We start from the raw sequence: 14,509 nt of genomic DNA on the forward strand, positions 1-14,509 counted from the left end.
TTCGGAACGGGCTTACAAATAGGCGCTGCGGAGATATACTGGTTGTACAAGTAACTGATGAGGAGGACTTGCAATCGTGGAAACAGAGATCAGAACACAGCTGCTCAGTCTGGCCGAACCGGAGTACCAAAAATTCTCGGCTGCATTGATTCCCAATATTACGAATCTGATGGGTGTTCGATTGCCTGCGATACGAAAGATGGCGAAAAAGCTCGCTGCAGGGGACTGGCGTGGGTACCTGGAGACGGCTGACGATGATTATTTCGAAGAAGTGATGCTGCAGGCCATGGTTATTGGTCATGTCCAGGCGGATCTGGATGAATGGCTGGAGCATGTCGCCGCTTTTGTTCCCAAGATTGATAACTGGTCGATATGTGACAGCTTCTGCGCCGGATTGAAATATACGAGGGTACATGCAGAATCCGTGTGGAATTTCCTGCAGCCTTATCTGAAGTCGGATCAGGAGTACGAGATACGTTTTGGCGTGGTCATGCTATTGAACTTTTATCTGGATGAGACATACATTGATCGGGTTCTGGTCTCATTGGATCAGATTAAACATGAAGCGTACTACGTCAAAATGGCGGTAGCGTGGGCAATATCGATGGCCTATGTGAAGCAGCCGGAAGTGACGATGCCATATTTGAAAAACAATACGCTTGATGATTTTACCTATAATAAAGCTCTGCAGAAAATAACGGAGTCCTATCGCGTGGATCCGGAGACCAAGCAGATGATGCGCAGCATGAAGCGGAAGACCAAGAGATCTGTTCGTGTTTAGCAGCGGAGCCTCCATTATATATAAAGAAACGAAATGAAATACTTAAAGGGGAGGAGAGTGTAACATGCGAAAAAAGATCATATGGTCTGCCTTGGAGCTGGACGGCAGTCCGTGGGTGTTGATCGCTACGGAACTGGGGATCTGCCGTATTGTCATGCCGAATGAAACGTTGGAGGACTGGAGCAGCTGGATTACCCGGATTGCCCCGGGAGCAGAGCTGGTAGAAGATGAACAAGCCATTAAGGAGACAGGCATGGTGGACTGGCTGCAAGCTTACTTTGCAGGGGAGCAAATTCGTTATACGGATGAGATTCCACTTGATCTGATTGGCACAGCATTCCAGCAGCAGGTGTGGAAAGAGCTGGGACGTGTCCCTTATGGTGAAGTTCGCACATACGGCGACATTGCGGCTGCAATCGGCAGACCTACGGCGGTTCGTGCAGTTGGGGCAGCAAACGGTGCGAATCCCATTCCTCTTTTGTTACCATGTCACCGCATTATCGGTGCCAACCGCAAGCTCACCGGATTCCGCGGAGGCTTGGAGTTGAAGCGCAGACTTCTAGAATTAGAGCGGATTGAAGGCGTGACGGATGGCGGGCATGAGAGGTTTCATTTTTGAAGAAGAGCGGTAGTTTAGGAGGGTGAATAGGGTGCAGGCACTTAGTTGTGCCTGTTTTTGCGTTCTCTGATTATCGTTCCGAGCGTCTGTGGAATAACGAGAACAAGTAGGAGGATCACCGTGTACGAACCCCAATGCACTTCTGAAAGGGACGTTCCGGTTACTGAATAATACAGCATCATGAAAAGTGTGATTGCGATTGCACTTGCAAGGATATGAAGCCATTTATTCATGTTGAGTGCACACCTTTCTGCTAGACAGATCCAAACGATCATCGTATGGAACACCAACGTTTTACATATTTTTGCCTCGTTCACCCCTATGGTACCATAGAGCACAGATGATCGGTACCATGCACGGCACACTTCGTGGAAAGAGGGATGACATGTTAAATCAGGCATATTGGTTGACTAACGTAACGTTGGAGCAAGGATATGTTACGGAAGAGGGCCAGGTAACGGGAACACAGACAAAGAAGGCCCATCTCCGGGTGGAGAACGGAATCATTACTGAGATTAAGGATGAGGGAGCGGAACTTCAGACGGATCTGCCTCAATATAATGCTAAAGGGCAGCTGCTGCTGCCTTCGTTCGAAGAAGCTCATATTCATCTGGATAAAACGTATTACGATGGACCTTGGCAAGCCGTAAGGCGCATATCCAGCATTTTCGAACGGATTGAAGAAGAGAAGGTACTGCTGCCCAAGCTGCTGCCGGATGCGAAACGTCAAGCGGAGAGTATCCTGCATCTGATTCAGGGCTATGGGTCCACTCATGTACGCAGCCATTGCAACATTGAGCCCGTCAGCGGGTTGAAACGGCTTGAGGCCACCAGACAGGCACTGGAAACTTTCTCGGGCAAACTCTCATCAGAAATTGTGGCATTTCCGCAGCACGGGCTGCTTCGCTCCAATTCGGTGGAGCTGATGCGTCAAGCCATGGAAGAAGGAGCTACGATCGTTGGCGGACTTGATCCTCATACAGTGGACGAGCATATCGAGAAATCGCTGCATGCCATGGTAGATCTGGCTGTGCAGCATCAGGCGGGGATCGATATCCATCTGCATGATCGCAATCAGCCGGGCAAGCAAACGCTGCAGCGGCTCGCTGATCTGACGGAAGAGGCAGGACTTCAAGGGAAGGTCACAGTGAGTCATGCATTTTGGTTCGCTCAAGCGGAGCCGCAGGAGGCAGAGGATATGGCGAAGCGCCTGGCCGCTCTCGGCATGAGCGTGGCTTCAACAGTACCCATCGGCAAAATGGTTATGCCCCTTCCGATGCTGCATCGCGTGGGGGTCAACGTGAGGCTGGCCACAGACAGCCTGACTGATCATTGGTCACCTTTTGGCAGCGGGGATCAACTGGAGAAAGCAGGGCGCTTCGCCGAATTGTATGGATACAATGATGAACGTTCGTTGTCCCAATCTCTTGGATTCATCACGGGTGGAGTTACACCGCTGAATTCGGAAGGGAAACAAGTCTGGCCTAAAGTAGGCGATGAGGCGAGCTTTGTACTGGTTCATGCGAGCTGCTCTGCGGAAGCTGTTGCCCGTAAATCTGCCCGGCAGGCGGTATGGTACAAGGGGCAAATGGTGAGTGGAGCGGTATAGGAGGAAAGGCAGGAATCAATTGAGACCATGGGGAACCGTGGTCTTTTTGTGATGTTAAAAGAAATTAGATTCTTTTGAAAAAGGAAGTAATTATTCGCATATACCATGATTTGGGTTATGATGGATTTAGTTTTCCAGATGTATATGTATTGAATAAATTGTAGGACAGGCCGGTGCAAGTATACATATGAATTATGATAATACGATGATAAATGATCAAGGGGAGGTCCTCATGTCAGTAGAGAACGTCACGCTAAGGTTGATAACGAAAGAAAACGAATTGGACTGCATTAGCCTTAAACCACGGGAAGAGCAAATGAACCTGGTCGCTACGAATTCGGACTCGCTCATTCATGCAATCAAGGAGACCACTTCCAAGCCATACGGAATCTATGCGGAGGATCGGATGGTGGGTTTCATTCTATTTGATAATGAAATCTATAGTGACGGGTATTACTGGATTTTGCGATTTATGATTGATGAAAGATACCAAGGAAGAGGCTATGCCAAACAAGCTATTAGAGAAGTGATCAACAAACTAAAAAGCAGAGCGGATTGCCAACAGATCAGGGTGTCTCATGTACCGCATAACGTTGTGGCTAATACGCTATATAAAGCTTCCGGATTCCTGGACACAGGCGAAGTTGAAGACAATGGAGACATTATATTGAGTTATCAGCTGAATTAATTATTTTTAGAACATAAGGAGCGTGAGCGTGATGATCAGAGAAGCAGAGCCAAGAGATGCGCAGGCTATTGAACGTTTGTACAAAGAGTTGTTGCCAAACAACTTGAATACAAAAGTGTTGGGAGAACGGATTGAGGAGATCCAAAATAATCCCAACAGTTTCTTGCTCGTGTGTGAAATCGATCAAAAGGTTATTGGTACAGCGCACTTACATATTTGTCTGGATGCCTTTGTGGAGAATAGACCGTTTGGAGTAGTCGAACGAGTCATTGTTACGGAGCATGTCCAAAGCAAGGGATACGGTTCAGAACTGATGAAGTATATTGAACATTTATGTATACAGAGAAATTGTATGAAAATATTTCTAACCAGTGGAGCATCCAGAAGCGAGGCACATCATTTCTACGAAAAACTAGGGTACGATGGAGAGTCAAGCAAAGCATTTAAGAAATATCTATAGATGAACGAACCAAGTGAGCATATAAATCATATCGAATGAAATGAGGTTATAGAGCGATGAGCAGCCCGAAGCAAGATGTTGAATTGCAGATTGTATATGAAGACCATGAGGAAGACTACAAAGCCATTTGTGATCGTTTGTATAACTATAATGTAAGAGAAACGAAAGGGTTATTAAAGAGGCCAGGCAAAAGCATCAATCTATTTCTAAGGGATAAGGAAGGCCTGGCTGTAGGTGGAATCTTCTGCGCTACATACTGTGAGACGTTATATATTGATAACTTTTGGATCGACGAGGAATATAGAAATCACGGGAGTGGCAAGTCTCTCATCTTGCAAGCGGAAAGCATAGCCTCAAGTATGGGGTGCAAACTTGCTCACACCAGTACGTTTTCCTACCAGGCTCCAGAGTTCTATCAGAAGATGGGCTATGAAGTGTTTGGAGTCATTGATGAATATCCAGAGGGCATTGTTCAGTATTTTCTGAAGAAAAGGCTGTAGACTTTTTGGAAATGTAATAACTATTACGAATGGAAAAGCGTTATTTTATTTATAAGTTATCAGCAGGATAAACAACAAGGAGAATCTATTAATGACTTCAATAATAAATGTTTTAGAAACTCAACCTTCCAGTCGGTATGATGAATTAGATCCAGCTCAGGAAGGAAATAAAAACACAACATTCGCAGATCTCATTATTGATGGAAAGTCTCTATATCAGATGCTTAAGAGGCACGATCTGGTACCAGCGCTGGGATGGGGAACTGAAGAAAATCAAAAACAAATGATTCAATACTTTTTGTTAAAGGAACCCCATGAGTATCTGTATTATAGATATCCCATTTTAGTATGCCCTTGGTGCGGAGACGAAGAGTGCGGTTATATCTCTGTGAAAGTGGATCGGGAAGAGGATGTAGTTATTTGGAAGGACTTTATGCTGGAGCACAAGAACCAACCACTAAACATAGGTCCATTTTATTTTGTGTGGGAAAACTATGAGAAGGTTATTCAGGGTACTCTTGTTATGGGTGAGCAATAATGTGTATCAATTCAAGCTCGGATTATCTAGACGTCGCTTAACATTTTTGCTTCGATACTAAGAGGCCTGGCATAGTTCAACCTTAATCAATGAATAAAAGCAAGGATGGAATTAGTTTTTTGCATAGAATTTGATCTTAAAGTAAGTTGAACAAAATCATTTATAGGAGCGATATAATCATGGCTAAAACTACGGGTGAAATGATTGAGGAATTCAAGTCGTTTACTTCTTATGTGAGAGAGTTGGACAGTCTATCTGAGCAGGTTTGGAATACACCAATAGCTGAGGGCAAATGGACTTTGAAAGACGTTATCGCGCATATGATGCTGTGGGATCAATATTTCTATGAGGAAGCTATCTATAAAATCAAACAGGGCGAACCATTGACCGTAAAGCATCTGAACTTTGATGAATTTAATGCAAATGCGATGGAATACTCAAAGACCAGATCGAAGAATACGATTGTTGAAGAATTTGTAGAAAAGCGAATGAACATTATCCATGACATTACGGGATTGAACGAAGAAGAATATACACGAGAATATAAGGATGGAGACAAAAAGAAATTCAGTATTAAGAAGTATGTAAGGGCATTCATCTCGCATGATAAACATCATAAAAAACAGATTGAAGCCTTTAAGAAGACGCTACACATAGCTAAGTAAAGGTGAGGTGGTAACCACGATATGAATTATGAATTAATTCAAGCATCCAAGGAACATAAGGGTATCATACAAAATCTCATGCAATTCTATAGTTATGATTTCTCTGAATTTATCCATTGTGATGTGGAAGATGATGGTCTATTTAAGGCCTATCCTTATTTGGAAGACTATTGGGTCGAAGTGGATCATCGATTTCCATATGTCATCAAACAGGAGGATAACTATATCGGTTTTGTGTTAGTCAGATGCATAGAATCAGAAGAGCGAAAGTATTGCTCCATTGCGGAGTTTTTTATTATGAAGAAATACAGAAAAGAAGGCATAGGCACGGCGGTAGCTAAACAACTATTTGATATGCATAAGGGACAGTGGGAAATACACCAGCTTGAAAGCAACGTGCCTGCACAGCAATTTTGGAATAAGGTTATACGCGAATACACGCAAGGAAACTTCTCAGATCGAGTGCATGACGGCAGAAGAATACAAGAATTCAAGGCATAGTGGGGGAATGGCGAATGAAGGCAGCTGAATGGTCTGAAAACATGGAAACGTATGATTTATCCAGCGAATATTCTATTCGTAAGGCTGACCCGGAAGAGTGGGGAATATATTGCTCGGTTTATTACAATATGCGCTTTGTTGGTTTTTTTAGAGAAGAGCGGTTCAGTGCTAATCGAAATAATGCGTATTGGATCTACCAGGGAGCATCGAAAATTGGTGGGGTGCGGATGGCACCCAATAATATATATCATTTATTTTTCATTCCACCGTTCAATCAGTCCTTTGAGGTACTGAAGCTTCTGAAAAAGATCCTTGTCAGCTGGTCTGACCGAACCCAGGCCATTAAAGCTTTTGAAATTCTTCCGGACCAGGTTCATTTATTTGCCAAAGCCGGATTTTGGCCAGTGGAGTTCAGATGCCGCTGGATGCAGCGTCCCACGGAACGATTCGACGTGACATGGGACGACGATCTGATCATCAAGAGTCCTGAAATTATTGAAGAAGAAACAGGTACCAAGCGATTTAACAATGAAAATGAAATAGCTCAATGCGACTTCGCAAGCTTTGTAGGAGGTTTTGAGGCGTTAAGAAGAAATAAGTCTTCGTTGGAACAGTTCATACCTGATGAAGATCCCGCTCTAACCAATGAGACCCTTACGGAAGCTTCTACACTTGTGTATGACAAAAATACAGGGCAGCTTGTCGCCAATTGCAGGCTTTGTTTACAGGACACGGAGGCAGCAGTATATAGTATTGGTGTCATCCCATCGCATAGAGGGAGAGGGATTGCTACATACATGTTGCAGAGAGCTTTGACAATCCTGAAAGGAAAATATCCAATCCTACGGTTGTATGTTATGGAAGGAAACGATGCGGAATCATTGTATTATAACCTCGGGTTTATTCCTGGAGTACAAGAAGTACAACAGATGATTATTCCTGCGGAATCAAATTAAAGTGAAAGGTCTGGAGAAGATGACCCCACCTAAACATATTGTTTCGGCAGCTGCGGTTGTAATCAATGATCTGAATGAGATATTACTTTTTTATATTGAATTCTAAGATAAAGAAAGAGGCTTTGAAAAGGAGCATGCTGTGAAAAAGTTTAGAGAGATCGGATGGAAACCGTTGGTTCATCCGAACGGAATTCGAACACGAAGACGGTACGGAAAGTGAGGTCAAAGGATTCACAAAACCCTTCAGTCTAAGATCAGTGTACGTTAGAGCATGGATTGGAAAAAAGGTAATGATCATCGATACAAAAGAGGGAATTAAATTTATGAACAAAAAGGAGAAGAAGGTAAAAATCATTCTTGGCTTTTTTGGATATTGATTGAAGAAACCTTGCACATGAGGCTTAACCCTGATAAAAGGGAATGGGCTTGTGACAGAGCCGGATTATATTGCGGATCATTTGAAAGATGCTGTGAATTTTATCATGAGCCAAGTCGTACATACCTAAAGTGGAGGGAACATAAATCATGAACATGGATAACATTTATCTGATAAGTGACATACCGGGTTATTCTCCTCAGATTAGTCGCTTGATTTCAATGATGAACTATGCCAGATATACAACGATTAAAGAAGTCAAAGATCTATCCATTGATCAACTTGATTTTTTGCTGGATACCGAGAGCAACTCGATTGGTGCATTGCTGCTGCACTTTGCGGGGGTCGAATACGCTTATCAGGTGGCGACGTTTGAGAATCGGCAGCTGAAACAAGAGGAATTATTGGAATGGGGCCCGGCGCTTCAATTAGGTAAGGAGGGGCAGGAAAAGATCAAAGGCAACGATATCACTTTTTATTTTACGAAAATGGACCAGGTCAGAAGGAGAACACTTCAGTTCTTTCAGAGCGTAGATGACGACTGGTTAAGCAAGGAAGAAGAATTTTGGTATAACAAACCGGCCAATTATTATTTTATGTGGTTTCATGTTTTTGAGGATGAAATCAATCACAGGGGCCAAATCAGAATGATCAGAAAGAGAACTTCGTGACGCTTAAGGTGGCGAAGTTTTTTAATAGAGAGGGGAATCAATGAAGACCAAAAATATCATTATTGTTGTTTCCATAGTAATCAATTGCATTTTGATCACGTATGTATTTTGGAGGGAAAGTCACCTGAGAGAAATTTATTCGGGTTTATCCTTTGGACTTCAGAGCGATTTAGTGCAATTGGAGAGTACAATTAATTATCAAATGAATAATAAGTGGAACGACGAAAATACAGTTCTTGAGAAGATTGAGGATGTTACAGAAGGTATCAATCAACTAATGGTGATTTCAGGTAAGAATGCTGGAATGATTACGGAATCGCAAGAAAATGACTTGTGGACATTGTATAAGTACTTTGCTAAATCCCCCACATTTACAGGATTTCCAAATACCAAGTTGGACAATGACGGAATTAACGAGCTAATCCAATTAGGAAATGATCTAAGGTCAGCAGGTTGGGGGACAAATATAGGATATAGTAGTGACTGGGGGAGTTTTTCAATGAAAGTAAAAGATTTAACGAATTAATTATCTGCTGCACTCATTAACAGTTCTATTAAAGATAATTCACTTTGGAGGGAATCCATTGCTCTATCTCATTAAAGTCGTTGTTATTGGTTTTGCAGGCATAATTAGTAATCAATACGCAGGGTTGAGGAGAATGGAATCACTGAAAAATCATTGGATGAACTGAATCATCAGCTGCGAGGAGCTGGACAGATCCAATCTGCCAATCAGGTTGAAAGGGAGTGAATCATGATGTACAAGCAAAAAACAAAAGAGACAGACAATAGTGTTATTGAGTTTATTGAGAGTGTGGATCATCCAAAGAAACGTGAGGATGCTTATACGTTGCTGGATATTTTTGCTGAAACAACAGGTTATGAAGCCAAGATGTGGGGACCAAGCATTATTGGATTTGGTTCGTATCATTATAAATATGCTTCAGGACACGAAGGCGATGCCCCGCTGGTAGGTTTTTCACCCCGTAAAGCGAAAATCAGCTTATATTTTGCAACCGGAGATACAGAGCGAGAAGCACTGTTAAAGGACCTGGGGAAACATACGACAGGAAAAGCATGCGTGTATATTAATAAAGTCGCAGACATTCATGTGGATATTTTGAAAGCTCTAATCAACCAGTCGGTTAAGTTCTTACAAGAGACCTACCCGAATCCGTAGTTATATTTCATGAAGTGATCTGCTATGCTGCTATGAACAAGGCAAGGAGGAATACTTAATATGCTGCATGACCTGCAAGGCCAAGCCGATATGTCACCTGTGGTTGGGATGTTATATTCAGCGGTAAGAGAGAACAGCCGGCGACTTCAAACCATTACAGAAGGAATGTCTCAGGAGGAAGTAGACTACAAGGGACCAGATTATAACCTCAACAGTACGGCTCAGTTAATAAAACATATCCTGTACGTTGATCTAAACTGGGTTTACAGAATTAAAGGAATACCGCTACCCCAATCATTGAGAGAACAATACGGCCCGATGATCGATGAAAACAACAACCTTCCGATGGTGAGTGGAGTGTCAAGGGACACACTTATCTCTCAATATGAAGGAGTAATAACTGATCTAAAAGAGACATGTGAGCAATTAACAGATGCTGATCTGGACCGTATTGTTACTTTTGGACATGACCATGAAAAACAAGCCACACTACGCTGGGGAATATGGCATATGGCTGACCATAATCGTTACCATCAAGCTCATATTAATCAACTAAGAAAGTGGTTTAAGGGAAGGAACTTAAATGATACCAATTCTTATTGAAGCTATTGATAAACGTAATTGGGAAGAAGCACTCTCAATCTCATTACATGAATCTCAGGTCAAATGGGTGCCAACTGTCATTGAGTCATTAGCACATGCCTATATTAAACCGTGGGATGAAGCTTTTGACCCCTTTATCCTGCGCCAGGGAGAAAAGGCATTTGGTTTCTTCTATTTAAGCTACACGCCAGATAGTAGGGATAATTATTGGATAGGCGGGTTTCAAATCGATCAGGATTATCAAGGCAAAGGATTAGGGGAAGAAGCACTTTATACCATACTAGAATTCATTCAGCAAACCCATCATCAATGTCAGGTGGTCTCATTAACTATTGAAGAAAGCAATGCCCATGCCAGAAAACTTTACGAGAAGACGGGATTCATCGATCAAGAGATGGATAACCAAGAAGGTGAAATGATATACAGATTAAAGTTAAACGAAAGAAAAAGAAACACTCGATAATGAGCGACATAAGCATGATAAGCTTGTTATTTATGATATAGCCAATACATATTGAAACGAGGTTGAGGTTCTGTATGGAGGAGCAATGGAGAATTGCAACATATGACCCGGCATGGAGGCAGATGTTTTTAGAGACGGGACTCCGATTAAGAGAGGCGTTAGAAGATAAGGCTCTTCGCATCGACCACGTCGGATCAACTTCTATCACCGGTTTAGACGCCAAACCCATCATAGACATTCAAATTTCCGTTTTGCATCTCGAAAACTTAAGGAGTTTCCAGTTTGATATTGAAAGGGTCGGCTTTGTGTTTAGGGAGGATAATCCGGATCAAAGTAAAAGATACTTCCGCGAAGCACCTGGGAATAGACGAACGCATGTACACGTTAGGCAAGCAGGGAGTTTTTCGGAGCAGATGACATTGCTGTTCAGGGATTATTTACGAGAACATCCACTGGATTGCCTGAAGTATGCGGAGGAAAAGCACAGGCTCATGAGTTTATACAAGGAACAACGTTCGAAGTATGTTGAGGACAAAGGGCCAGTAGTGTGGGAGATCTTGCAGAAAGCCCATCTGTGGTCTCAGGACGTAGGCTGGAAACCGGCGGATTCGGACGTATAAGTACCTTGGATTAATTGTGGATACCCATATTGGAGTGGTGAAATGAACCTGGGTAGAAAGCTGTTAACTTCACTTTTAACCGTAATCTTGTTTAGTTTAGCTGCAAGCTTGTTATCCATGAGTGAAACCTATGGTTTTGGTTTTTATATTGCTGTGTACCCTATATATGCAGCTCCGTTGATCTTTTTGATAGGCTTACCTTTGTCGATCGTAGTAGACTTCTTGGTGAACAAGATTAGAATTACTAATCATGTACTCTACCTAATTGTAAAAATACTGAGTTACGCGTGCGCTGGGTTCGTCGGCATGTTCATATTTTATCTGGTTATCGGAGCTAGAGAGAATATTTTTAATCTTAAAGAAACGTTCCCTCTAACTTTGTTTGGTGTATTTGCAGCGATGATCTTTGTACTGGTCGATCTTGGGTTGGAGGCTCTCTTCAGGGCTCGCAAAAAAACGAGAATAGTGTAAACAGTGTTTGTAAGGAGGTGCTGTAAGTTGGAAAAATCGATTCGCAGCGAGCTTATCGGAACATTTATTTATGAAGAATTGAGCAGGGCATACACGTATGAGAAAGGTCCTGTGCATTGGACATTAGAAATATCGGATGACAAGGCTAATATCTATGGGATGATGCAGCGGGCGGAGAATCTATATAGGGTTTTGCATGAGTTCGATAAGCAGGCTAAGGTATCCATCGCAGATGAATTAACGAGCTATAAAAATGATTCCTGGCCTGAATATGATGAAGACGATGAACATCTGGATTGGGACGAAGTCGATGCAGGAAAATATGATGTAACTCCGGAGACCTTTGCAGCCTCATCAAACTTCTGGACATCGTGATCAAGCATGAAGATATATACTGCGAATATGATGATGGAGAATTGTTCGGTGGTCACAGAATCCATGCATACTTTGATAATGACCACCGTCTTAGAAGTGCCGAGATTTAGAAGCAGAAGACACATTAGTATTTTATACATCGATTGGTTACTCGGTATCGAAGTTTGAGAAGGATTATTTTCAAGCAGAGTATTCGCGCGTTACGTTTAGGAAGAGTTTGAATTATTAAAAAATTATGTAATTGATTAGAAGGATTGGGGAGACTTCTTTGATAAAAAGCTGCAAGGAACGTATTTCGAAGAAGGTCCAGTCCTAGATGAGTGGGGGAGAGATAGCTTGAACATTAATTATAGAATACTAAACCTCTCCGCTTGGCTTGCCATGTTAGCTGTCATGCTTATTCCTGGAACAGCATACACGGAAGGTCCACCGAGAACGGAGTACGGTTTTCCCATTCGGTTTTACACAGAATATCACCATGCCAGTCCCCCTGACACAATTTGGTTTCTTTCAGGTATCAACATCCAAGTGCTTTCCTATTTGTTTAATATCCTACTTATTTATACCGCAATTCATGTCTTCCACTATATAAAAAAGAGATTGACCCGTTCCGAAGAGTAACGAACCGCAATTATGCGGTTCTGGTTTTTCCATATCGTGGGTTATGATAGAAGGTGAAAGCGATAATCATCAAGAAAATTGCTTAACAGGAAGGGAGAGTGGAGAAGAGAAATGTTAGAAATTAATGCGATAGAATATGAAGATAAACATGTATTACATAACCTGATGCAACTATATCGATATGATTCAAGTGAGTTCGATAGACATGAATTGACTATTCATGGGCTATATCTATACAAGTACATTGATCATCAATGGACGGACACCTACAGGAAACCTCTAATGATCAAAGTGAATGGGGAGCTAGCAGGCTTCGCCTTATTAATGCTGGATGTTCCGAGAGAGTTCGTGCATGTCAGTGAGGCATCCGCGACGAATATCATTAGTGATTTTTTTATTGTGCGCAAGTATAGAAACAAAGGATATGGAAAACGAGCCACGTTCCACATCTTTGATCAATTCCCGGGTGCGTGGGAGATTCGGCAAACGCTAGCCAACAAGCCTGCCAATCAATTTTGGAATCGTGTTATTCATAGCTATGCGGAAGGAATGTATAGGGAGATGATCCTGAATGAGGAACGATGGACTGGACCGATCCAGGTATTTGGAGATAAGCATAACAATACATTGAAGAGCGATTCTATGTAACTTCTATAATCCAAGATGATGATAAAGTACATTGGAGTGATTAATATGAAACAGCTTCCAGCAGAATGGAAGTCAGAACGACTCATTATTTCGGATGTGGAAGAATACGAGATCCCCGAGATCCAGTCCATTTGTAACACAAGCCATTACTTACAACAATGGGACGGACGAGAGTATGAACCGGATTATGTGAAGAAATGTGTTAAAGAAGGCAATCTTCCACCGGGAGGAAAGTTGGAGAATTACCGGATTCAATCGATCCGTACAGTCGATGAGAATCGAAAAATGGGTCTGCTGAGTATGTACCATGGTTACCCATCTGAGGATTCCATTTATCTTGAATTTTTATATATCCAAAGTGATATTCAGAAGAAAGGTTATGGACAGGAAATGATTCAAGCACTGAGTCTCCATCTTTCCTCACTCGGATACAGGGAAATCAGAATCAATGTAGCGCTCAAAAACTGGCCAGCATTACGATTCTGGATTAAATCCGGATTCAATCAGATTAGCGGGATTTATGGGGATCTTGAACATTCGGATACCACGTTTGCCAACACAGAATTAATCAAAACACTCTAGGAATACAACAGGAAAAGGAGAATGGTGATGGAAACATTTTTTCGTTATAACTGGATGGTGCGTGAACAGTGGTATGCGTGGTGTGAGGACCTACCGCTTGAAGAATTGCTGCGGACTCGTACAGGCGGTGTAGGGAGCATCTTGAAGACGTTTTTCCATATCATTGATGTAGAATGGAGCTGGCTTCAGATTCTGCAGGGTAAGCCGGATGGGGCGGAAGATTTTGAACACTACAAGAGCCTTGAAGCGGTGCGACAATTTGATCGCAAGCTGCGTCCTGATGTAGAGGCATTTGTTTTGGCGTGGGACACGAGCATGGAAAAGAGAGCTCATACCGATCATCTACCGAATGGCAAAGTTGTAATAGATTCATGGGGAGAAGTGATGCGCCACGTCATTGCTCATGAAATTCACCATATGGGACAATTGTCAGTATGGGCCAGAGAATTGGGCAAGGAACCGGTATCCGCCAATGTGATTGGTAAAGGCCTGATTATCCCTGACTGACCGGATCGGGTAGACCCATGACCAGCTAAAAAATGATGAGAACGATCTATTTTACTGGAGATAAGGCCAGCTGAA

At 42.5% G+C, this 14,509-nt stretch carries 20 protein-coding genes and 2 pseudogenes; 21 read left to right on the forward strand and 1 reads right to left on the reverse strand.

From position 1 onward, the window contains the following. Positions 1-76 precede the first annotated feature (76 nt). Both CHI14_RS16490 and CHI14_RS16495 read left to right on the forward strand, forming a co-directional pair. Positions 77-781, forward strand: coding sequence for a DNA alkylation repair protein (locus CHI14_RS16490; protein ID WP_095289596.1), 705 nt, complete (start codon positions 77-79; stop codon positions 779-781). 64 nt (positions 782-845) lie between these two features. Further along, entirely contained in the window at positions 846-1,400 is a 555-nt protein-coding gene (locus CHI14_RS16495) for a methylated-DNA--[protein]-cysteine S-methyltransferase (RefSeq protein WP_095289597.1), read from the forward strand. Positions 1,401-1,441: 41 nt separating this feature from the next. On the opposite strand, the gene CHI14_RS29740 is transcribed toward CHI14_RS16495, so the two are convergent. Beyond that, positions 1,442-1,633 carry a hypothetical protein gene (locus tag CHI14_RS29740; RefSeq protein WP_141236694.1) on the reverse strand — a complete coding sequence of 64 codons (192 nt, stop codon included), beginning with the start codon at positions 1,631-1,633 and terminating at the stop codon, positions 1,442-1,444. A 152-nt stretch (positions 1,634-1,785) separates the two neighbouring features. On the opposite strand from CHI14_RS29740, the gene CHI14_RS16500 reads away from it, so the two are divergent. The 19 genes and pseudogenes from CHI14_RS16500 (at position 1,786) to CHI14_RS16600 (ending at position 14,434) form a co-directional block, all read left to right on the forward strand. Continuing rightward, positions 1,786-3,009 carry an amidohydrolase family protein gene (locus CHI14_RS16500; RefSeq protein WP_095289598.1) on the forward strand — a complete coding sequence of 408 codons (1,224 nt, stop codon included), beginning with the start codon at positions 1,786-1,788 and terminating at the stop codon, positions 3,007-3,009. A 232-nt stretch (positions 3,010-3,241) separates the two neighbouring features. Next, positions 3,242-3,697, forward strand: a complete 456-nt coding sequence (locus tag CHI14_RS16505; RefSeq protein ID WP_170948168.1) for a GNAT family N-acetyltransferase — start codon at positions 3,242-3,244, stop codon at positions 3,695-3,697. Positions 3,698-3,728: 31 nt separating this feature from the next. Beyond that, positions 3,729-4,157 (forward strand): GNAT family N-acetyltransferase, encoded by a 429-nt coding sequence (locus CHI14_RS16510; protein WP_170948169.1) that lies wholly within the window; start codon positions 3,729-3,731, stop codon positions 4,155-4,157. A 56-nt stretch (positions 4,158-4,213) separates the two neighbouring features. Then, positions 4,214-4,657 (forward strand): GNAT family N-acetyltransferase, encoded by a 444-nt coding sequence (locus tag CHI14_RS16515; protein WP_095289601.1) that lies wholly within the window; start codon positions 4,214-4,216, stop codon positions 4,655-4,657. A 91-nt stretch (positions 4,658-4,748) separates the two neighbouring features. Next, positions 4,749-5,195, forward strand: a complete 447-nt coding sequence (locus CHI14_RS16520; protein WP_095289602.1) for an oxidoreductase — start codon at positions 4,749-4,751, stop codon at positions 5,193-5,195. Between the two features lie 179 nt (positions 5,196-5,374). Then, a complete protein-coding gene (locus tag CHI14_RS16525) occupies positions 5,375-5,860 on the forward strand; it encodes a DinB family protein (RefSeq protein WP_095289603.1) in 486 nt (161 codons plus the stop codon). A 21-nt stretch (positions 5,861-5,881) separates the two neighbouring features. Next, positions 5,882-6,361, forward strand: coding sequence for a GNAT family N-acetyltransferase (locus tag CHI14_RS16530; protein ID WP_095289604.1), 480 nt, complete (start codon positions 5,882-5,884; stop codon positions 6,359-6,361). Between the two features lie 14 nt (positions 6,362-6,375). Beyond that, on the forward strand, positions 6,376-7,317 hold the full coding sequence (locus CHI14_RS16535) for a GNAT family N-acetyltransferase (RefSeq protein WP_095289605.1): 942 nt from the start codon (positions 6,376-6,378) through the stop codon (positions 7,315-7,317). 161 nt (positions 7,318-7,478) lie between these two features. Beyond that, positions 7,479-7,694 (forward strand): annotated as a pseudogene (locus tag CHI14_RS16540) (DUF3977 family protein); the annotation flags it as partial. A gap of 154 nt (positions 7,695-7,848) precedes the next feature. Then, positions 7,849-8,364 carry a DinB family protein gene (locus CHI14_RS16545; RefSeq protein WP_481856427.1) on the forward strand — a complete coding sequence of 172 codons (516 nt, stop codon included), beginning with the start codon at positions 7,849-7,851 and terminating at the stop codon, positions 8,362-8,364. Positions 8,365-8,404: 40 nt separating this feature from the next. Next, a complete protein-coding gene (locus tag CHI14_RS16550) occupies positions 8,405-8,890 on the forward strand; it encodes a hypothetical protein (protein ID WP_095289608.1) in 486 nt (161 codons plus the stop codon). A gap of 231 nt (positions 8,891-9,121) precedes the next feature. Then, positions 9,122-9,544, forward strand: coding sequence for a DUF1801 domain-containing protein (locus CHI14_RS16555; RefSeq protein ID WP_095289609.1), 423 nt, complete (start codon positions 9,122-9,124; stop codon positions 9,542-9,544). Positions 9,545-9,604: 60 nt separating this feature from the next. Further along, entirely contained in the window at positions 9,605-10,147 is a 543-nt protein-coding gene (locus CHI14_RS16560) for a DinB family protein (protein WP_095289610.1), read from the forward strand. Continuing rightward, positions 10,128-10,610 carry a GNAT family N-acetyltransferase gene (locus tag CHI14_RS16565; protein ID WP_095289611.1) on the forward strand — a complete coding sequence of 161 codons (483 nt, stop codon included), beginning with the start codon at positions 10,128-10,130 and terminating at the stop codon, positions 10,608-10,610. The genes CHI14_RS16560 and CHI14_RS16565 overlap by 20 nt, the downstream gene beginning before the upstream one ends. Before the next feature lie 74 nt (positions 10,611-10,684). Further along, on the forward strand, positions 10,685-11,230 hold the full coding sequence (locus CHI14_RS16570; protein ID WP_095289612.1) for a GrpB family protein: 546 nt from the start codon (positions 10,685-10,687) through the stop codon (positions 11,228-11,230). A gap of 498 nt (positions 11,231-11,728) precedes the next feature. Next, positions 11,729-12,186, forward strand: a pseudogene (locus tag CHI14_RS16580) (DUF2262 domain-containing protein). Positions 12,187-12,808: 622 nt separating this feature from the next. Continuing rightward, complete coding sequence (locus tag CHI14_RS16590) at positions 12,809-13,345, forward strand: GNAT family N-acetyltransferase (protein ID WP_095289615.1); 537 nt, start codon at positions 12,809-12,811, stop codon at positions 13,343-13,345. A gap of 45 nt (positions 13,346-13,390) precedes the next feature. Further along, complete coding sequence (locus tag CHI14_RS16595) at positions 13,391-13,927, forward strand: GNAT family N-acetyltransferase (RefSeq protein WP_095289616.1); 537 nt, start codon at positions 13,391-13,393, stop codon at positions 13,925-13,927. Positions 13,928-13,954: 27 nt separating this feature from the next. Then, positions 13,955-14,434: a DinB family protein gene (locus tag CHI14_RS16600; protein WP_095289617.1), complete on the forward strand. Its 480-nt coding sequence runs from the start codon at positions 13,955-13,957 to the stop codon at positions 14,432-14,434. Positions 14,435-14,509: the final 75 nt, after the last annotated feature.

The sequence above is a fragment of the Paenibacillus sp. 7516 genome (assembly GCF_002272715.1).
GTDB lineage: Bacteria > Bacillota > Bacilli > Paenibacillales > Paenibacillaceae > Paenibacillus > Paenibacillus illinoisensis_A.